Origin of the sequence: Gemmata sp. SH-PL17, assembly GCF_001610855.1 — a bacterium.
Taxonomy (GTDB): domain Bacteria; phylum Planctomycetota; class Planctomycetia; order Gemmatales; family Gemmataceae; genus Gemmata; species Gemmata massiliana.
In genome coordinates this window covers 4,783,047-4,803,090 of record NZ_CP011271.1, presented here as the reverse complement: position 1 = coordinate 4,803,090, position 20,044 = coordinate 4,783,047, and the positions used below count along the sequence as shown (strand labels likewise).

Sequence of the window (20,044 nt, the reverse complement as noted above, 5' to 3'; positions counted from 1 at the left end):
GAACAACGCGAACCGTTTAGTTTCTGGTGCGCACTCCCGGAGCAATGACCCACCAGCCACCGGCCGCCGCGGGAGCGAGGTGGAACGATTGATTGGGAGCGATCGCTTGAACCCGTTGCATCGGGCACGTGGGGCGCGCAACCGGGCAGCAGAAGCTCGCGGGCAAGAGGCCACAAGCCGTGACGGCCCGCGCTGCCGGCTCGATTTGGCACATGTGGTAAGTGCGAAACACAACAACTGCTCTCGACAACAGGACGACTTCCTCGTGCCCCGATAGGTATTCGAGCCAGTCATCGATCCAATCGGCCATTCGCGCGGAATCATCGTGCGGGACGAAGCGCCCGCCGGTCACTGTGGGAAGATTTTCCCACGCATCGGGAAGGTCAATGAAGGCGGATTGAGGAGTAAAGAAATGCTCTTCCCGGCGCGAATCCCGCAGTTCTGACAGTTCGCGCTGTTCGGTTTCGGTGAGAGTAGCCCACCACCGTTCAACCACCGAATGCGCATCCTCTGGAACCGCACTGAGGAGATCCAGAGGAGGAGAGGTACGCGGTGGGATTTGCACAGTTTCTCAGGGGATCAGCGGCGGAGCCGGGATCGGTTGCGACATTCGACCGGTCGCGAGTTCCTGGGCCTTGTCTGCCGCGATTTCCAGTTGGAGCGTCGTGTCCGATTCGAGGAAGTGCGGGCTGATGCCGCCCCCGCTAATGGGACCGCTCGGAGCGACCAGCTTCGCGATCGTTACACGCACCGTGCCGGTCTTGCTCACCTTCTTACCGGTCGCGGGATCGAGGTCATCGAGCGTGACGAGCTTGACAGGGCACTGGACCGTGCCTTTTCCGAAGCTCGGCACCCCGACGAGCGTGGCGCGGTTGTTGTCTTTCAGGGCCGCGGCCAGAACTTCTGCGGCGGACGCGGTTTCGGCGTCGATGAGGATCACGATGGGAATATCGTGAGCGCTCATTCCGCTCGCGGAACTGAAGACCTGGTTCGCGACGTCGCTCACTTGTCCCTGGGTAGTGACGATTAACCCGGCGGGTAGCAGACGGCGGGCGGTTTCGACGCTCGCGAGGAACGAACCGCCGTGGTTGCCGCGGAGGTCAATGACCACTGCCCGGGCACCTTTGGACTTCAGTTCGGCTAGGGCTTCGTCGAGTTCCTGTGGGGTACTCGTCTGAAAATTACCGATGCGAACGTAACCGACCGGCTTGCTCGGAATCATCCCGGTGCCGTACACGGACGGAATCGTAACCGGAATGCGCACTTCGATTTTGGCGTCGTCGCCGGCGCCTTTAATATCGAGTTGGTGGGCGCCGTCGGTCGGGTTGCGAAGCGCGTTAATCGCACCCGACAGTCCGGCCGCGTCCATCGTGCGGTTGTTCAGACGAGTCACTCTGTCTCCGCGGCGCAGTTGCGGGTAGTTCAGTGCGACCCAAGAGTTCGGGACGATCCCATCGATAACGAGCGCGTTCTTCTCGATACCGAGATACAACCCCGCGGCGGAAAGGTCCGGGATCTGTGATGCGTCGCTCCCGGCGCTCGGGGCGAGGAAGACCGTGTATTCGTCGAGTCCACTGCACGCACCGCAAGCGGCTTCGATTGCGAACGCCGCCGGAACCCGAACCGTGAAGTGCTCCTGGGCGGCCGCGATCAGGCGCCGGAGCCCGCTACGGGCCTCTTTGTGGTCTGCGATACTGCGCTTGGCCCATTGTTGGCGGAGCGTCGAACGGAACTGGTCTACTTTGTCGATCCGCGGGGCGTTGAGGAACGCTTGTCGAAATGCTACGTTGCCCAGAGCGCGATCCAGTTCTTCGATCGCGAAGGCCCACAGATTCTGCACAGTAGCTTTCTCGCGGTCCGCATAGACCACCGGGAGCTTTTGGAACACTTCGTCGAAGAGATCCAACCCGCTATCGAGTTGCACCCCGTTAACAAATTGCTGGAAACTCGGGTCGCGGTACCGGCGGAGTTGCTGGGTGTACCGAAGAGCAACGTTGAGCTTGTCGCGCAGTTCGGGTGACGAACGGTCCGCGACGAACAGGTGGCAATAAGCGTTGAACGCGGCTTCCCAGTCCCCGTTCTTTTCCGCTTTCTCCGCGATCTCGCGCAGTTGAGCGGGCGTCGGTTTCGCCGGGCGGACGGGTTTGGGTTCAGGGGTTCCGCTAGCTGGGGGGGACGTGAACACGAACGCGCTCAAAACGAGTGCGCCCGCGGCTCCGAACCGGCGGATTGTTGCCCACGCGGTCATTGCGTCTGTCTCCGATGGTCGATTCGCGAAGGACGCTGCCGGCGTGACATTCGAGGAGAGAAGCGAATGACCACCTCTGGAAAGATAATAACCACACGGCGCGGGGCGCGTCAAACGAAAGTTATGAATCGCGTTACAGAAGAGTGACGTAAGGACCGACACGTGCGACTCAACCCCGTGTGCTCTGGGCTATTTCTGCAAGATGGGCAGGTAGTTGTTGGGCAACTGGAGCACGATGAGGCTCATGGCCGTCGCATACGCGGGGCCGTGGTAGGTGTCGGTCCAGGTGCCGCCGCTGGCCCGGGCGCGCCCCAGGAGTTCGTCGCGGATCGCGGGGAACCAGGTGCGCCAATAGTCCCCGCCGGCCGACCACATCGCCAGGGCCGCGTAATACTGGCCGTAGTAGTAGTGCGCCGGGGGCAGTTCGCGCTGGTTGAACTGGCGGTTGGGCATGAACTGCTGAAGGTACCGGAGCCCGCGCTCGATGGCCCCGTTGTTGACCTTCTCGTCCTCGGGGATGCTCGCGCTGTACAGTCCGACCACTGCCGCCGCGGTGCGGGCGAACGCGGACGGTCCGTTGCCCTTGAAGTAGCTGAACCCGCCATCGGCCAGTTGGCACTCGCGGATGTACTTGGCCCCGCGCCGGACCACGTCCTTGCGCACGAACACGCCCGCGTTCCGGGCCGCGCGCAGGGCCATCATCATCGCCACCGTCACCGACACGTCCGCGAACGGCGCGTTGGGTTCGTAGCGCCACCCGCCCTCGCCGTTCTGCGCGGCCACCGCGAACGCGGTCGCCTTTTCCAGTACCGCGCGCACCTTTTTCTGGCGCTGCACGTCCGGGAGCATCCCGCACACTTCGGCCAAAAACAGGCCCGCGAACCCGTGGCTGTACATCGCGCTGGGCTGGTTCCCCATCCGTCCGAACTGGTTGTCACTCAGGAATCCGGGGTTGGTGCCCGTGACCAGCCCGGTGACGTAATCGACGACGCGGCTCGCGTTCCGCCCGTACTTCCCGCGCCCGGGCTGGTTCCCGGCCCCGAGCAGGGCCAGCCCGCTCAGCCCGGTGATGCCCGCCGTGGCCCCACTGATCCGGTCCCCGAACGACCCGTCGGCCGACTGGCTCTGCGCGAGCAGCCCCAATCCCCGGTCGACGGCCGATTGCGTATCCGGAGTGATGAACTCCGCACCCGTGTCCGACCGCGGGGCGGTCTGTTCGTCCGCGCGCGGCCCGCCCTGTTGGGCGAAGCCGGCTAGGTGGAGCGCGCCAACCGACCCGCCCACCGCCGTTGTCCGGAGGAAGTCGCGTCGCGACACGGAACGCAGGGGATTACGCATGAGTCGGAGCTCTCGGGGCGCTCGTTTTCGATTCGGAGGTCGGCACACGGGCGTGCTTCGGTCAACTCGTAAACAATCAATCACTTTCGCGGCTCGCCGGGTTTCGTCCCTTTTTCCGAGAGCGATGAGTAGTACAGCCGCAGCAGCTCCGCGTACTTCGGGGTGAAATCTTCTTTGTAGTACTGCGACATCTGCTGGCGGAGCTTATCCGGGAGGTGCCCCCAAACGTCCTTCGCGACGTCTTCCTCGAACGGCATCGACGGTTTACCGGGTTTCATCGTGCCCATCGGGTTACCGCCGGTCTTCCCCGGCGTGCCCTTGGGTTCCTGCCCGCCCTTCTTTGGTTCGGACTCGGGTTTGTTCTGCTCCTTCGCGCCGCTGTTTTGTTCCTTCTTCGTGTCGTTCATCGGGTCGCCCATGCGCGGCTTGCGTCCCATCGGTTGCGACTCTCCCATCCCGCCCATCGGGGGCGGATCACCCATGTTCATCCCGCTCATCGGCATGTCGTTCTTCATTGCCATGCCCGGGTCCATCATCGGGTCTTTCTTATCGCTCTTGTCTTTATCCTTGCTCTTATCCTTATCTTGGTTCTTGTCTTTATCCTTGTTCTGGTCGGGTTGGGGCGGCGGAGGGTTCTCTTGTTGGTTGATGAGCGCGTCGATGTCGGAGAGGATCTTGTTCTGTTTCTTGCGAGTGTCGGTTCCCGTGTCCGTTTTCGCGAGCTTGTCGCCGACGTCCTTCGAGTTCTCGATGATGCGCTTCACGGTGACGGCCGGGTTTTCGCCCGGAGCGGGTGGCTCCGATTGCGGAACGGGATCGCGGGTGCCGTCGGGCCGGATCTCGCGCGGCGGGGGGGCGACCGGGCGCTCGGCCGCGGCCCGCGCGTTCGTACACGCGACCGTAACGGCGAACATCGCGAAGAACGAAATGCGGTTCATGCGTCACCCCAGTAGCAAGATCAAGGAAGGGGGGGCGGTATCACGGTCCCTGTTTCTCTTTTGCGTCCCCGCCCCCGGCTTTCTCGCTCTTGTCCGTTTCCTTCTCGGCCGACGGGAACAATTTCGCCATCTGCTCGAACAGTTCCGTAACCTCGCGCTGGGCCTGCTCCAACTCCCCGAGTTCTTCTTTCTCGCTGTCCGTTAGTTTATCCGGTTCCGGGTGATCCTTCGCGAACTGTGCCGTGCGCTCGTTGAGTTCCGCCTGGAGCGCGCGGAGCACCTTCAGTTGTGCGAGCGGCGGAACCACGTCCGGTTCGCCTCCGCCATTGGGGTTCGCCGGCGGGTTCGGCGCTTTGGGCGGGTTCTCGGGGGCATTGCCGTTCTTGGCGGGCGGCTTCTTGTCGTCGGGTTTAAGTGCGTCGGCGAGTTGTTCCAGGCGCCGGAGTGCGAGTTCCATTGGCCGCATCACCTTGCGGTCCCCGAGGGCTTCGAGGTCCGCGTCGAACGCGGCGGCAAGGTCCGCGTCGTCGCACCGCGTTTTGATCTTCTCGCGGGCGGTATCGATGGCCTTCGCGGAATCGTTGAGCAACCGGGCGAAAACAGGGAGCGGCGCGAAGTCCGCTTCGGCCAGCTTGCGCACTTCGATTGCGATGTCCTTTTCGCGCACCGTGTCGATATCGGAGTAGCTCGTGAGGAGCAGCTTGTCCCACCCCTTTTGCTTCGCCACTTCGCCGTGAATGCGGGTCGCCTCGGTCACCGCCGCGCGCTGCTTTTCGAGCAGCGCGCGGACCTGATCGGCGAGTTTCCGGCGCTTCTCGTCGGAGAGCTGCCGACCGCCCTGTGCGGCGGCGAGATCGAGCTTGTCGCGCGCCGCGTCGAGGCGCTCCACCGCTTCGCGCTGGGATCGGGTGTTCGGCTGCCCCTTTTCCAGATCGTCGCGTGCGGATTCCATCCGGTCGAGGGCGGAGCGGAGGTCGCGGGCGGCGTCTTCGGCCTTTTCCGCGGTCAGCTTTTGCAGCATCTCGCGCCCGCGCTCGACGAGTTTGTCCTGTTCCTGGCCCAGAATCTTGAGCGTTTCGGCCCGCTGAGTCGGGTCGGGGAGCCGGGCCGCGGCCTCGACGCGCTTCTGGAGGCTGTCCACGTTCCCGGCGAGCGCGTCCAGTTGGTCGGCGGCGCGGCGCTGGACCTTCGGCTTGGCGAGTTCGGGGATCGCGTCCACTTCCTTTTCCGCGAGCGCCTCTGCGAGCGCGTCGAGCCGCCCGCCCGCGGACCGCAGGGCGGTCTCGGCGCCACTTTGCTTGTTTTTGCGGAGCAAATCGGCGGCGCTGCGGAGCCCGTCGGCCAACCCCTGACCACCGGCCGCCTCGATCCCCTTACGGAGCGCCTTGGCTTCGGCCTCGGCCTTGTCCGCCGCGGCCTTCATGTCGACGGTGCTCGCCGCGACCCCGTCGGCTTGTGCGCCGAGCGAGGACCGCTCGACCGGGTTCTCGGTGGCGGCCGCCTGGCGCTTCAGTTCGGCCGCTTCTTTTTCCTTGAGCGCGGCCTGGGAACGGAGGTCGCCCGCCTGCTTGTCTTTTTCGGCCGCGAGGTTCGCCGCGCGCCCGATCAACTCGCGCGCCTGGTCCGCGGACTGGTCGGCCCGCAGCGCGGCGCGATCGAGTTCGCGCTGCTCGTCGCCGGCGGGGTTCTGCTTGCCCTCTTTGACGCGCTCCTTGAGGTGCTCGTTGCCCACGATCTGGCGCAGGATCATGTCCTTCTGCACGCGCGCCTCGCTCCGGATCTCGCCGGCCCCGCCCCACAGTGCGAGCAGGTCGAGCAGTGAGGTCGCGGTGTCCTCAATGTTTTTCTGGCTCCGCCCGGCTTTGCGCAGGTAGTCCGTCAGTTCCTTTTCCTGGCCCGGTTTGGGGAGCTGCCCGGCGAGCCGGAGCGCGTCGGCTAAGTTCTGTTGCGCGGCGCCCAAGTCGCGGTCGGCGGTGCGCCCGAGTTCGGTCGCGACGATCTCCACGCGGTCGGTCGTGTTCGACTTCGGCAACCCGTTCGCGCGAACCGTTTCGCGGAGCAGGTCCGCTTTCGCGCGCAACCCCTGAGCGGGGTCGGCAATCTTACCCGTGACCTGGCGCTGGCCCAGGTCCGCACCGACGAGCCGGTCGCGGTCGGCCGGCGCGAGCGTGCCGCCCGGCAGCGGGAGCACCTCGATCGTTTTTTGCTTCGCGTCGCGCTGTTGTTCCCGGATGCGAACGAGTTCCGGGCGGATCGTCGCCAGTTCCCGCTGGAGCCACGCATCAATCGCGTCCGGCGCGGCGATGCGGATTTCGACCTCGCCGATACTGCGCCCGCGCCCCTTGAGTACCGCGACGTCGTCCCAGTCGCCGGCCGCGGCCCGGAGCACAATCAGATCGCCCTCGCGCACGGGCGCCCCGTCGTCGCGGAGAAACGCGGCAATCGGTACGCGCGCGAACGCTTCCAGGCTTGCTGCGGGCGGAGATAGTACCACGGCCGAACCGCCCGCCGCGCCCGCGAGGGCCATGATGGGCTGGTTCCCGGCCGCGCCGAGTGGGATCGAACGCACCGGTCCGTCGCGGCCGACCCGGTATTCGAGGTACGCGCCGCGCACGCCGTATAGCGGGTCTTCCGCGAGGGCGTTGACGAGCACCGAGGCCGCGAGCGTGAGGTAGGACGGGTCGCGCCCCGTCACGGGCTGGTTGAGCGTGACTTTGGGAACCGGGTCCGGTGTGAGGTCGATCTTGATTACCCGCGTACCGGTCAACCCCGTGTCGTCGGTCAGTTTGAGCGCGTAGGGACCGGACAGCAGCGGAACGAACGTGGCGGAGAACCGCATCCCGTCTGCGGAAACGGTGAGTGGAATGTCGGCGGCCATCTCGTTGGCGAGAGCCTGCGCGCCGATAGCCGCGATCGGATCGAACTGTCCGAGGTGCGCGAACGGGACCGCGTTCGTGACGGCCGTTTTGTCCCCCGCGAACGTGAGGACCGCGCCCGAGAGCTTGACATCGGTCGCCGCCCGGAAATGAACCGCGGTTCCGGTCGGGATCTCGATCGCCGTTGCCCCGGCCGGCAGTTCGACCGCGGGCAGGCGCGTGTACGCGGGCGGGGAAACGTGGAACTGTGGTGAGGGGCGCCCGTCGAGTGGTACCAGGCGCGGCGGGGGCACTACGGTGACCGTTTGCCAGTCGGTTACCGCGTCGTTCGAGGTCACCTGAACCTCGAACGTGCTGGAAACGCGCGACGGATCGAACCGGGCCGTGACGACTGCGGCGCCGGGCACTTGCGGGTCGTTGTTGCGCGCGAGCGGGAACGGGTCCTCGAACTCGCCGCCGTCCTTCACGCGCACGGAGACGGTCGCCGGCCCCACGAGTTCGCCTCGCACGGCGAACCGGAGCTCGAACGCTTCGCCCTTCGGGATGCGAACCGGGAACTCTTTCGGTGCGAGGAACTCGATCCGCGTTTTGGTCGGCCAGGGGTGCGCGCCGAACGGGTCCGCGAGGCGCGCGAACGCGACCGCGGCGCGGTCGGTATCGAATAATGCGAGTGGCAGCGCGACGGCGAGCGCCGCGCCGCACGCCCAGGCGTTCCACCAGCACCGGCCGGTCGGGATGATGTAATCGAGCGGCAAGCGCCCGGCCCGGCGCTCCGCGACTCGAACCGCGGATGCGGTGAGCCGATTGGAAACGCCCGGTACTGTTGGCGGGAGGTCGTCAGGTGCGTCCTCACCGCGGGGCTCCAGGAACGAGATCGCCGACGCGAGCGCGTCGTTGAGCGAGGGGAACTGGTCTTCGAGTTCGAGTGCAACCGCAAGGGCGTCGGTCCGGTAGCGCTGGGCGCGGCTGATCCCGCGCACCCAAACGATTCCCCCCGCCGCCAAGAGCGTAACAAGGGCGAGCGTGCGAACGAAGGGCGAGAGGTGAATGGCCGCGTCGAGGAGGCCCGAGAGGGCCGCGATCCCGACGACGGTCCCGATGAACCCGAGCGCGCCCGCGGCGAACGCGACCCGTTTCCGCGCGCGCCCGAGTTCGGCGAGGCGGTCCGGGAGCGATTCGCGCTCTTCCGGCGGGCGCAGGAGCAGTGCCATACGGGAACCTCTCGCCTCAACGAACCGGGGAACTCACCCGGGGCCGCATCGCGTGCAGTCGGTTGTTCAGAGCGCCACTCATCATAGCAGTCGCTCGCGCTTCCGCAAAAGCCACTCACCGAGGAGAAGTGACAAAAGCAATACGTACAGGAACGGGTGGTTCCACAACGGGACCGGTGGGCACGGCTGGTTCAGTGGCACGCGCTGGAGGTTCTTGAGGTCGTTGAACACGTCCGTGGCGTCGGCGAGCGTGTAGAACTTGCCGCCGGAAAGGGCCGCCGCAGCGCTAAGGTCGGCGCGGTTCAGTTCGGTGCGCTCGCTCTCGTTCATCGGCGGGAGCACGCGAGCGGTCGCGAACGGGCGCGTGCCTTGCACTTCCGGGTCCGCCAGCTCGAAGCGGTACTCGCCCTCCGGTGCGCGTGCGAGCGTCGTCTCGAACAGCACTGTTGGTCCGGGCGTGCGAGGGAGCGTGAGCGTTGTCGTTTCGGTGGGGCCGGGGCTCGGCGTGCCGTCATCCTTTAGTACCGGGCTGCGAGTCATTGTTACGCGGACCGGCGCTGAACCCGCGGGGGCGGGCGCTTCGACCGGGAACCGCACCTGCACTGTCACCTTTTCATCGCGCCGGAACTCGGTCTTCGGCTCGACGCGCACTTCCGGGCGCCGCACCCGCGAGCGCGAGAGCACCCGCATCGTCTGCATCCAGAAGCGGTCGAAGTTCTCCTCGTCGTTGCGGAACCGCCAGCGCCAGGTGTCGTCGAACCCGAAGAACAGCACCGGGCCGTTGCCGACGAACTGCTGCACGATCAGCGCGTGGTTCTCGTCGGCCGCGCCGCCGTCCGCCCGGCGCGCCGGGTGCGTCGCGAGTACCCGTGTCAGCGGCTTCGGTCGGTACCCTTTCGCGAACCAAAACAGTTCCTGGAACTGATTCCATACGCGATTGGATTCGCCCTCGTCCGGAGAGAGCAGGAAGAGCGGGTGCTGCCGGCCCGTTGCGGTCCAGCGCGGGCGGAACCCTTCGACAAGCGGCTGTTCCTCGGGCGGGCGTGTCGCCACCGGCTGGTCGCCGGGAACCACCGGGAGCACTTCCGCGAGCGGCGTGTCCGTGTAGGCGTTCGGGGTGCCGTGCTCCCCGGAGAGGAAGAGTAACCCGCCGCCCTTTTCTTTCACGAAGTCGGCGAGGTCGCGGAGCGCGATCGCCGAACGCGGCACCTGTTTCGGGTCCACGTCGCCGAGTACGACCACGTCGTACCCGAACAGTTCCGTCCGCGTCGGGAAGTCGCCGCGGAACGCGGACCGGTCGGTTTCCGCCCACCCCTTCGAGGCGTCGAGCAGAACGACGTGAACCTCGACCGCCTTGCCGCCGACGGACTTGTCCGACTCGCGCTCCAGCATGACCTTCACGAAGCGGAAGTCGTAGCGCGGGTACCCCTCGACGTACAGCACCCGGATGCGCCGCGACTCGGTAACGAGCACCGTGCGCTCGATCTTGTTGTTGCGCGCGTTGGACTCGCCCGGCACCGTCGGGACGCTGAGAATGAACGTCTTCTCGCCGACTTCCATCGGGATGTGTGTGACCGTTACCGGGACCGGGTTACCGTTCGGGTCCGGGGTGACCGTCACGCGCCCGCGGTCCTCCAGTTTGCCGTTCGGGAGGCGCTCTTGGAGGAGCACCGTGACCGGGTTCGGAGGGACGTCACCTTTTGCGGTCAGGCGGGCCTTAAAGACGAGTTGATCGCCTTTCCCCACCACATCTTCGGCCTGAATATCGGTGAGCGCGAGATCGGGCGATTGCCACGGATCACCTGTACCGATTAGGAACAGGGGCACCCCATCTAGGGATGCCGTGCGCGCGGCTTTGGGCAGGTCGGGACCGGTAGTGGTGACCCCGTCGGTAAACATAATGACAGCCGACAGCGTGCTCCCGCGGAACGTTTGCAGGATTTTCTCGACGCCGTCGCCCAGTTTCGACTCGTCGCCCGTCGGTTCCTGCTTCAAAAGGGCCTCGCGCGCGTCCGCGAGTTGCCCATCCTCTTCGACGATTCCGATCGGCCGGAGCTGCGTGTCGATCGCGTACAGATGAACTTTGACCTGCTTCTCGTGGAGCAGTTTGTCGAGCCAGTCGGCGTTCTTGCGCGTGAGGAGCATCTGCGCGAGTTTGAGCCGGCTCGTTTGAGACAGATCGGTGGTGCCGGCCAGTTCTTCGGCCTTAGCGCGCACGGCAGGATCTTTCAGCGCGTCCCGCGTGTTCATGCTCGCGGAAGTATCGAGCAGGATAACGATCTCGGGCCACCCCTCGCGGTCGAACGCGAGCCGGAGTTGCGCCAGCAGTACGAACAGCGCGAGCAGGAACGTGACGGCCCGGAGCAGTGCCGGCGCCGTGACTCGCGCGAGTCCGCCCGCGGCCCGGCGCTCGATCCAGTACACGCCGAACGTGAGCAGGAGACACGTACACGCGAGTCCCGTCACCGCGCGCCGGTCCGCCGCGCTATTTTTGAACAGCGCCGGGAACCATTCGAGGCGCCAGCGGGTTCCTTCGCCCGGTCCCGCGACGGGCACGCCGGCCGTATTCTCAATGCTCGAACGCAGGCCGTGCGGGAGGAACCCGAGTGGGTTCCCGGTGCGGTCCGCGTGGGCCACCGAGAACAAAATGAACGCCGCGACCGCGAGTGGTACGAGCGCGCCGAGGAGTACGAGGAGGCGCCCGATGCGGGAGCGCGCCGGGGAGGTTCCGCCGCCGCTCCGTGACGGTCCGAAGCGCCACGCCAGGATAATTTCGGTCACCAGGAACAGCACTGCGAACAGTGTGGCGGCGCGCGAGATTCGGGGGCCGTGTGGTTTTGGTGCGGTCGTCATAACCGCGCCGCTCTCGCTCGTGGGCTTCACCTCGGCAGGGTCCGACACGACCTGGACGGCACTGAACGATCGGAACTCGCGCAGGTCGATTTGCCCGAGATCAGATTCCGTGGGGGAGCCGGCGACGACCTCCGGGACGTTGACCGCGAACACCCGATCACGCGAGCCGTTCAGCCCGACGCGGTACAACCCGCTCGCCGCGGTGTTGGCGAACGTCGCGACACCCGCCTCGTCTTGCATTAGGAGTGGGATCGTTGCGGAAAGCCCGTCGGGGCCGTTCAGCCCGGCGTTCAGCCCGGCCGCGGCCGCGGGGAAGAACTCCTCGATCGCCTCGCCGACGCGGAGCGTGTGCCGGTCCGGGTTCGCGGCAGAGTGTTTGAGGAACTCGTGCCAGAACACGAGATAGGTTTGCATTGCCGCCCAGTCGTTCCAGTCGCGGTTGAACGAGCTGGTGAAGACGTAGGCGCGCCCGCGGTGCTTGCTCCACTCAAGGAGTGCCGGATCGGGTTTCGCCGCGGAAGTGGTCATCGGGGCCGGCCCCGTCCCGGCGCGCGCGAAGGTCATCAGGCGGTGTGCCCGGCCGTCCGCCGCGGCGTCGATCCGCACGTAACCGCGGAACGGCTCGTTAACAAGTTCGGCCCGTAGCTTGTCCGCGCCGAAGATCGCGAGCGGCGGTTTGCGGTACTCGTCCTCGTCGGCCGCGAGCCGGAAGCCGGGATCGTCCGGACCGGACGCAGCGACGACGTCCCCGAGCGCGCCGGGCAACACACCGGCCCCGTCCTTGTAAAGTTCCGCGTTGTACTTCGCGCGACTCGTGGGAGATGCCGCGTTCGGTCCCAGCCCGATAACGACGGTGCCCCCGCGCCGCAGCACCGCTTCGAGCTTTGCGGCCATTTCTTGGGTCGGGTTCGGCACGTCGCAGAAGAACACGCAATCGACGTTAGTGAGATCGCAGGACGGGTCGACGAAGTCGCCGGGTGTAACCACGCGCGGGCGGTTGGGCGTATCGGTGTACTTGGCACCCGGAGGGAACAGCGCGCGTAGGAGGTACGTGGCCCCGCGCCGGTTCACGTCCGGGTCGGCCCGGCCGTCAACGAGCAGCGCGTGGAGACCGTCTCGTACCTCGACCGCGAGCGCCCGGCTGTCATCGGCCGGGAGATCGTCGGTTTCAACAATTTTGGCCTGAAGGACGTGAACGCCGCGGCTGCGAAACCGGTGCTGGTGGTTCAGGTCGAACCGGACGTTCTGGCGCCCGCCGGGCGGGATCGGCTCCACGAGCTTCTGCTCGACGGATACGAGCGCTTCCCCACCGGCCGAGGGGCGCCCCAAGAGCAGTTCGACGCGCACGCCCTTGCGCTCGCCGCGCCCCAAGTTCGCGACCGTGACCGAAACCGTCACCGGCTGGTCGACGAGCGGCATCGGATCGACGAGTACCATGTCCGTGATCGCGAGGTTCTCGGTCGCGTGCCCCGCGGTGTCCACGATGGCCACGTCCGAGCGCGCAACGATCCGCTGCCAGACCTCACCCGTGCTGTTCTCGGCGCGCGGGACCGCGTTCGCCCACGACGCGCGCTGCAGGTCCGTGAAGAACGTGAGCTGACGCCGCGGGTACGCGCGCGGGGATCGCGTGAGGACGTCCGCGACCGTTGCGAGCGCGGCCGTGTGATCCGCGGTGCCGTGGGTCGGCTTGATCTTCCGCAACTCGGCGACCACCTTTTCGGGGTCGTTGGACGGTCCGGGCACGAGCGGTTGTAGCGCGGTCGTGAGAACGAACACGGTGTACCCGTCGCCGGGGTTCCCCGAGCGCACCAAGTTCTCGGCTTGCGCGATCGCGCGCTGGAACCGGGTCTGGTCTCCCTCCGCGCGCGCGGTCATGCTGAGCGATGCGTCAATTACAAGAACGTGGTGCGTTCGAGGGACGTTCGCGATCGTTTCCGTAGTGCCGGGACGGACTTTTTGCCACAACTCTTCGGCCCACGTGGTCGTGGCGATCATGGCGAACAGGAACAGCAGAATCGCGAGGGTGCGCAGCGCGAGCAGCAACCACTGGTCGATGCGCCGCTTGTGCCGGCGCTCCGCGACCATCAGGAACCGGATCGCGGCCCACGGCACGATTTGGTACCGCTTGCGGAACAACAGGTGGACGACGAGCGGCACACCGACCGCGGCGACGGCTGCACCGGCAGCGAGCGCGGGACCGAACACGGCGAACAAGGGGTGAATCATGTGGTTCGCCGAGCGATGCGGCCCGGCGGATCTGTGCGTTCGAGCAATAACGGCCAAACCAGCAGCGACCGCCGGTGCCCCTCAGTATGACGGGTCGCGATTCCGGTGGCAACGGGCAGAACGGCCTGAGTTGCGTGTCAAGTACCCTGCGTACCTCAATCAAAGCCCTTTGATAACTTCCGGCACGATGTGAAACGCGAGCCAGATCGTGGGCCGCGTTTCGTCCGTCCACTCGACACGGTGCCGGAGCCGCGCCGGGAGGAACACCCAATCGCCGGCGCCGAGCTCGCGCGGGGCCGGTTCGCCCTCGATCTGTAGGCGCGCGGCACCCGCGAGCAGAACCACCCATTCGTCGGTCGTTTGGTCGAACCACTCGCCCTGCGGGGTCGCGTGGCCCCACGACGTAATGCGCTCGATCTTCCATCCCGGGCGCTGGGTTAGCACCTCGAACAGTTCGTCTGCGGGCGGGTTTGCGGGCGGGTTGGTGAAGAGGTTTCCGGCCGAGGGGGTCATTGAGGTTCCCTTTTGATCGCAGATAGGGCCGTTCGTAGCGTCCGGTCGCAGTCCGTAACGCACGAGCGCGAACGCGGGCACCTGTCGCGGTGTCCCTTCGCCCGTAACATGGTCGGTGATGGTGCGGGAGGTTGCGGCTGTACGTCCGCGTGCCACGCCCATCAGAACAGGACATCTCCAAAATGGCAACCGAAGCGGAGCTGAAGGCGGCGGGCGAAAAGTACATCCCCAAGGACTACGACCCCGCGCTCTACAAACTGCGCCACTCCCTCGCGCACGTTCTCGCACAAGCGGTCGTCGAGCGGTTCCCGCAGGCGAAGCCCACCATCGGACCGCCCAACGAGTACGGCTTCTACTACGACTTCGAGCTCGACGTGAACCCGACCGAGGGCGAGCTGGAGTGGATCGCCAACCGGATGAAGCAGATCATCAAGGGCAGGCACGTCTTCAAGGTGCGCGAGATTAGCGCCGAAGAGGGGCGCCAGATCTTCAAGGACAACCCTTACAAGCTCGAACTGATCGACGGGCTCACCAAGGGCCAGGACGAGTACGGGAACGCCTCGGCCGACGCGCCGACCATTACCGTTTACCAGCAGGACACTTTCTCCGACCTCTGCCGCGGGCCGCACGTCGAAACCACCGGCGACCTCGACGCGAAGGGGTTCAAGATCCAGCAGGTCACCGGGTCGTACTGGCGCGGCGACAGCAAGAATAAGGCGCTCAAGCGGTTCCACGCGACCGCGTGGGCCAACGGGGACGACCTGAAGGCGCACCTCGCGCGGCTCGAAGAGGCGGCCAAACGCGACCACCGCAAGGTGGGCCGCGAGCTGGAACTGTTCGCCAACGAGCCGGTGTTCGGTTCCGGGTTCCCGATGCTGTTGCCGAAGGGCGCGACCGTGCGCCGGCTGCTGGAGACCTTCATCACCGACTACGAGCGCCGCGCCGGCTACCTGCACGTGTTCACCCCGGACATCGCGAAGAAGGAGCTGTACAAGATCAGCGGTCACTGGGACCACTACAAGGACAGCATGTTCCCGCCGATGGACATGGGCGAGGGCGGGAACGACGACGAGGAGCTGTGCCTGCGGCCGATGTGCTGCCCGCACCACATTCAGGTGTACAAGAGTAAGGCACGGAGCTACCGCGATCTGCCCATCCGCATCGCGGAACTCGGCAACATGTACCGGTTCGAGCGCAGCGGGGTCGTCGGCGGGCTGTCGCGCGTCCGGTGCATGACCCTCAACGACGCGCACCTGTTCGTCCGACCCGATCAGGTGAAGCAGGAGATCGCGGGCGTCCTGAGCCTGATGAAGAAGGCCTACGCCGATCTGGGCATCACCGAGTACCGGTTTCGGCTCTCGAAGAATGGCGACCCGGACGGCCCCGCGACCGACAAGTACGTCGACAACCCCGCGATGTGGGAGAGCAGCACCAAGATGCTGCGCGAGGTGCTGACCGAATCCGGGATGCCGTTCTTCGAGGCGTGGAACGAGGCCGCGTTCTACGGGCCGAAGATCGACGTGCAGGTGAAGGACGTGATGGGGCGCGAAGAGACCCTCAGCACCATCCAGGCCGACCAGCACCTGCCGGCGAAGTTCGAGCTGGAGTACAAGGACTCGGACGACACCCCGAAGCGCCCGGTGATGATCCACCGCGGCGTCATCTCCACGATGGAGCGGATGATGTCGTACCTGATCGAGCTGTACGCGGGCGCGTTCCCGGTGTGGCTCGCCCCGGTGCAGGTCGCGATCGTGCCCATCGGCGACCGGCACTTCGAGTTCGCCCAGAAGCTCGGCGAGCAGTTGCTCGATAAGGACCATCGCGTCGATGTGGACCTGAGCAGCAAGCGGATGCAGGCGAAGATCCGTGACGCGCAATTGCAGAAGATCCCGTACATCCTCGTCATCGGCGACAAGGAGATGGAAGCGAACGCGGTGGCCGTGCGCCTCCGGAGCGGCGAAGACCTCGGGGCCAAGCCGGTTGCGGAGTTCGTCGCGATGCTGGAAAAGGCCATTGCGACTCGCACCCTAAAACTGATCCCGGACGCCTGATCGGTTCCCGGTTTGTAAACACGGGTTGCTCAATAGCCGCGTGGCATCTCGATGGAGGTTCGTTCGGGCCATGTCTCGGAAGGTTCCGCCCAAGGTTGCTCAATAGCCGCGTGGCATCTCGATGGAGGTGCCACGTGGCTACTTTTTTGTGCGCATGGGTGTCGCGTACCGGTGATTCGGGCGGAATTTCGGAGTGCCGATAATCGGAAGACAGCGCCGGTCACGAATAGGTTCATTCGGGCGGTTTTCGGCTCATTTCTCGCGGTTTACGGGAGTAAATACCTCCGGTAGTGCGTTGTACGAGTGGCGGGGTGAGCGCGACCCGCCGGTGACTCCACTTCACTTCGAGGAGGACGCGAACGATGATCGTTCCGCAACCGTGTGCCCGGTGCGGCGGGGAGATCCCGCCCGAGCGGGTGGAGGCCATGCCCGAGACGATGGTGTGTGTGGCGTGCAGTCAGGAGATGGGCGGAGAGTTCACGGTGATCATGACACCGGAACGAATCAGTAAGGAAGGGAGCCTCAAGAAGAACTACGGTGGGTACAGCACGCGAAAGATCAGAAAACCGATCCAGCCGAAGAACAGTGAGTGGAGTTCCTCACGAATAGTGGACAGCGTTTAGCGGTGGGGTTGGTTGTGCGCCCGCTCGTACTCGGCTGGGGCGACCAACCCGCTTGGCTCACGGGCGCGCGTGGAACAGGAGCGCGACGACGGTGTACAATCCGAACAGGCACGGGGCCGCGCGCAACACTGTCTTCTCACGCCACCCGCGGGTCGTCTCCAGGCCCAACTCGGCCCGCATCTCCTGGAGAACGTGGTTTCGATGTTCCACCGGCCGCAATAGGCGGCGATCACCGCCGTCGGTGTCAAGTTCGGGTCGGTGGTGAAGAAGTACTCGTCTTGGTGCGTGCCGCTCATGTCACGGACGAACACCCAACGAACCGGAACCAACCCGCATCCGCCCTTGTACCAGTGCCCGGTGCCCTCAAGGGGCTCGACGGTCCGTTTCCCTCCTCCGTACCGCCCGACCCCCAACCGGGTGATGGTCGTGGCGGCACCGACGGCCTGGCGCGGCTTGAGCCGGCGTTGGCCCTTGACCCGGGGCGCCCCTTAAACCGGTGTAGTGGTTCGTCTATCGCTCGATGTCGGGTAGTTTGGGCCGAAAAGCCTGCGATTCTTGGCCAAGTAACCCGACATTGAGCGATAGGCAGACCAGTAGGGTGGGGGCGGGTCGAACAAGTTGGCGTCGGGGTGGGCATTGCTGACTAACGTCAACCGGTCTTGGTAGCAGTAACAGAACCGCGCGACGTCGTGGATCCCGTACCCCGAATTCCCGGCGAACACAACGGCCCGCTCGGGGAACCCAGCACAACTCGCAAGAGCACGCACGTGATTCGGGCCGGGGTGCGATGCCGCCGGTTCCGCTTCCAGTCATCTTCTGCCGACCGGTATAGGTCGATGAGTACCGGCAGGTGCCACGGGCGTGTGGCCAACGGGAACTTCACCAGGACCGCGAGGACGACCCACTTGTGCCCGTACCGGAACGCGGTGTACGAATGGGTCGAGCGGACCGGGTCGCGGTGCCGGGCCTTACCGTACACGTGCGCCCCCTTGTGCCCGTCGACCGTGTCATCGCCGACCAGCATCACGGGACCAGTGGGGAGCAGGTAGTCGAGTATGAACCGCATCAGGGCGCAGCCGAGTTGAAGCCCGGACCAGGGTGCGCTGGTAATCGGTGCGGTGCCCAGGTGCCAAATGGCGGAGCGTGCGGAGCACGTTGGCGACCGTTCGGCGCCCGGTGGTGACGAGGGCGGCGACCATCAGTGTCGAGAACCGTTGGTACGTGGGGCTGGTGAAGTTGAGCGCGAGAACCTGGACCAGCGGGTGCGCTTCCGTGGGTAGAATCATTGCGGTCGTCCGTGGGCGAGGGCCACGAGAGCTTCAACGACCCTCGTGTTACCTCACCACGGACAGCGCCAGGGCGGGCGCACTATGTAAGTGCTGAATCCGTAGGAGATTATGGAATTTGAGAAGCGGAAATTAAGGCCATTCTCGGCCCTCGTTTTCTGCAACCCTTTGTTTCCCAGACGTTTAGATAGTGCGCCTGCCCTGCAGGGCATCGCTGACAATCGACACCAGTCGAGCTGAGATGACCCAGAAAGGCAACCCGCCCGTGCGGCAAACGTTTTGCCACACGGGCGGGTTGGATAGCGGAGAGGGAGGGATTCGAACCCTCGATGCCCTTGCGGGCATATCGGTTTTCGAGACCGACGCATTCGACCACTCTGCCACCTCTCCAAATACTGACTTTCCTAGCGTTTCAGACTCTTTCGTTCGCTAAAAACTAACTAAATTTACTACCGTTACATTTGGCGGTAGTAAATTCTCATTGTGGGAAATGACTGCCACGAGGCACGCCAACCCAGCACGGTCAATGACGCATAGACAAGTCTAGTGGTTTGCCGCATCCGCGAAAAGCCCCCAACCGACCGAAGAAACCGTACCCGAGTTCCCTCCCCACACACAGGGCATCTGAAAATTATGGGAGCGGTGGCAATCGCCGGAGTATGAGGTGGATCATGGTTTCGCTGGTCTCGATGTGTCACTCGCAGGGTTCACGCATCTTGAACTCCTGACGCGGTAACGGGATAGGCATACACCGTCGGTAGCCCCTGGGGCGCCGCGATGTCGAAGCCCGAGATGCGTTGCGCCCGTTACTTTGCCGACCTGCCCGATCCGCGTGTGGATCGGACCAAGTGGTACCGTCTCGACGATATTCTGGTCATCACCCTGTGCGCGGTGATCTGTGGGGCCGACAGTTTCGAGGAGATCGAGCGGTTCGGGGACGCCCGTGAGGAGTGGCTCCGGACGTTCTTGGCACTGCCCAACGGATCCCCAGCCACGACACGTTCAACCGGGTGCTCTCGGTGCTGGACCGGGACCAGTTCTCGGCGTGCTTCGGGGCATGGATGGCGGACCTGTGCGAGGGCACCGGGTTGCGGGCCATCGCGATCGACGGGAAGGCGTGCCGGGCCGCGCCCGGGGACACGTTCAGCGGGTGCCCGCACCTGGTCAACGCGTGGGCCACCGAGAACAACCTGTTCCTGGGCCAGGTGCCGGTGCCCAACGGGTCCAATGAGATCGCGGCCGTGCCTGAGCTGCTGAAGGTGCTGGACCTCAGGGGCGCGTTGGTGACGCTCGATGACGCGTTCGGTCAGAAGGATGTTGTCACGCAGATCCGTGAGCAGGGCGGGGCGTACCTGGTGACGGTGAAAGGGAACCAGCCGACGCTGCACCGAGCCGTTGTCGCGGTGTTCGAGAAGGCGGCCGAGGCGGAGTTCGCCGGGTGCGACATGGCCTCGTCGGTGGAGGACGGGCACGGGCGACACGAGGAGCGGTATGTGACCGTGATCCGCGATCCCGAAGGGGTGCCGGAGGAGTGGGCCGGTGTGGGTGCCGTGGTGATGGTCAGTCGGGAGCGCGCGGTGAGCGACCGGAACGCCAGTTCGGCGCACTACCTCACCAGCCTGTGGGCCTCGGCCGACGAGTTGGCCCGTTACATCCGGGGCCACTGGGGCGTCGAGAACGGGTTGCACTGGTGCCTCGATGTGCCGTTTCGTTAGGGCGCGAACCGGACACGGAATACTAACGCTGGAGCCAACCTCGGGGTCATCCGCCGAGTCGCGGCGTCGTTGTTCAAGCAGGATGGTGGCAAGGGCAGCAGCAAGGCCAAGAGACTCAATGCCGCACTCGATCACAAATACCTGTTGCGCGTCCTACAAGGATTCA

At 65.3% G+C, this 20,044-nt stretch carries 13 protein-coding genes, 1 tRNA gene and 1 pseudogene; 4 read left to right on the top strand and 11 right to left on the bottom strand.

Annotated elements, in window-relative coordinates:
- Window positions 1-16 precede the first annotated feature (16 nt).
- The 7 genes from VT84_RS19845 to VT84_RS19815 form a co-directional block, all read right to left on the bottom strand.
- Window positions 17-496, bottom strand: a complete 480-nt coding sequence (locus tag VT84_RS19845; RefSeq protein ID WP_082840728.1) for a hypothetical protein — start codon at window positions 494-496, stop codon at window positions 17-19.
- Window positions 497-571: 75 nt separating this feature from the next.
- A complete protein-coding gene (locus VT84_RS19840; protein ID WP_082840727.1) occupies window positions 572-2,248 on the bottom strand; it encodes a S41 family peptidase in 1,677 nt (558 codons plus the stop codon).
- 189 nt (window positions 2,249-2,437) lie between these two features.
- Window positions 2,438-3,586, bottom strand: coding sequence for a twin-arginine translocation signal domain-containing protein (locus VT84_RS19835; protein WP_052555030.1), 1,149 nt, complete (start codon window positions 3,584-3,586; stop codon window positions 2,438-2,440).
- Window positions 3,587-3,666: 80 nt separating this feature from the next.
- Complete coding sequence (locus VT84_RS19830) at window positions 3,667-4,524, bottom strand: hypothetical protein (RefSeq protein ID WP_082840726.1); 858 nt, start codon at window positions 4,522-4,524, stop codon at window positions 3,667-3,669.
- A gap of 40 nt (window positions 4,525-4,564) precedes the next feature.
- On the bottom strand, window positions 4,565-8,611 hold the full coding sequence (locus VT84_RS19825; RefSeq protein ID WP_082840725.1) for a hypothetical protein: 4,047 nt from the start codon (window positions 8,609-8,611) through the stop codon (window positions 4,565-4,567).
- Window positions 8,612-8,692: 81 nt separating this feature from the next.
- Window positions 8,693-13,690, bottom strand: coding sequence for a VWA domain-containing protein (locus tag VT84_RS19820; protein WP_082840724.1), 4,998 nt, complete (start codon window positions 13,688-13,690; stop codon window positions 8,693-8,695).
- Window positions 13,691-13,849: 159 nt separating this feature from the next.
- Window positions 13,850-14,203, bottom strand: coding sequence for a cupin domain-containing protein (locus tag VT84_RS19815; RefSeq protein WP_082840723.1), 354 nt, complete (start codon window positions 14,201-14,203; stop codon window positions 13,850-13,852).
- Window positions 14,204-14,385: 182 nt separating this feature from the next.
- Here VT84_RS19815 and thrS point away from each other — a divergent pair, with 182 nt between their 5' ends.
- Window positions 14,386-16,254: a threonine--tRNA ligase gene (thrS, locus tag VT84_RS19810; protein WP_082840722.1), complete on the top strand. Its 1,869-nt coding sequence runs from the start codon at window positions 14,386-14,388 to the stop codon at window positions 16,252-16,254.
- Window positions 16,255-16,616: 362 nt separating this feature from the next.
- On the top strand, window positions 16,617-16,877 hold the full coding sequence (locus tag VT84_RS19805) for a TraR/DksA C4-type zinc finger protein (RefSeq protein WP_052555019.1): 261 nt from the start codon (window positions 16,617-16,619) through the stop codon (window positions 16,875-16,877).
- Between the two features lie 57 nt (window positions 16,878-16,934).
- Here the strand turns inward: VT84_RS19805 and VT84_RS38720 are convergent, their stop codons facing one another.
- From VT84_RS38720 to VT84_RS19790, 4 genes are all read right to left on the bottom strand, one after another.
- A complete protein-coding gene (locus VT84_RS38720; protein ID WP_157469651.1) occupies window positions 16,935-17,087 on the bottom strand; it encodes a hypothetical protein in 153 nt (50 codons plus the stop codon).
- A gap of 439 nt (window positions 17,088-17,526) precedes the next feature.
- On the bottom strand, window positions 17,527-17,943 hold the full coding sequence (locus tag VT84_RS19795; RefSeq protein WP_239465417.1) for a hypothetical protein: 417 nt from the start codon (window positions 17,941-17,943) through the stop codon (window positions 17,527-17,529).
- Window positions 17,885-18,163 (bottom strand): hypothetical protein, encoded by a 279-nt coding sequence (locus VT84_RS38715; RefSeq protein WP_157469649.1) that lies wholly within the window; start codon window positions 18,161-18,163, stop codon window positions 17,885-17,887. Before VT84_RS38715 ends, VT84_RS19795 begins: the two co-directional genes overlap by 59 nt.
- A gap of 303 nt (window positions 18,164-18,466) precedes the next feature.
- Window positions 18,467-18,553 (bottom strand) — tRNA-Ser (locus tag VT84_RS19790).
- Window positions 18,554-18,940: 387 nt separating this feature from the next.
- Between VT84_RS19790 and VT84_RS42325 the strand changes: the two are divergent.
- Window positions 18,941-19,167, top strand: a pseudogene (locus VT84_RS42325) (transposase family protein); the annotation flags it as partial.
- A gap of 6 nt (window positions 19,168-19,173) precedes the next feature.
- On the top strand, window positions 19,174-19,878 hold the full coding sequence (locus VT84_RS19780) for an ISAs1 family transposase (protein WP_162271779.1): 705 nt from the start codon (window positions 19,174-19,176) through the stop codon (window positions 19,876-19,878).
- Window positions 19,879-20,044 lie beyond the last annotated feature (166 nt).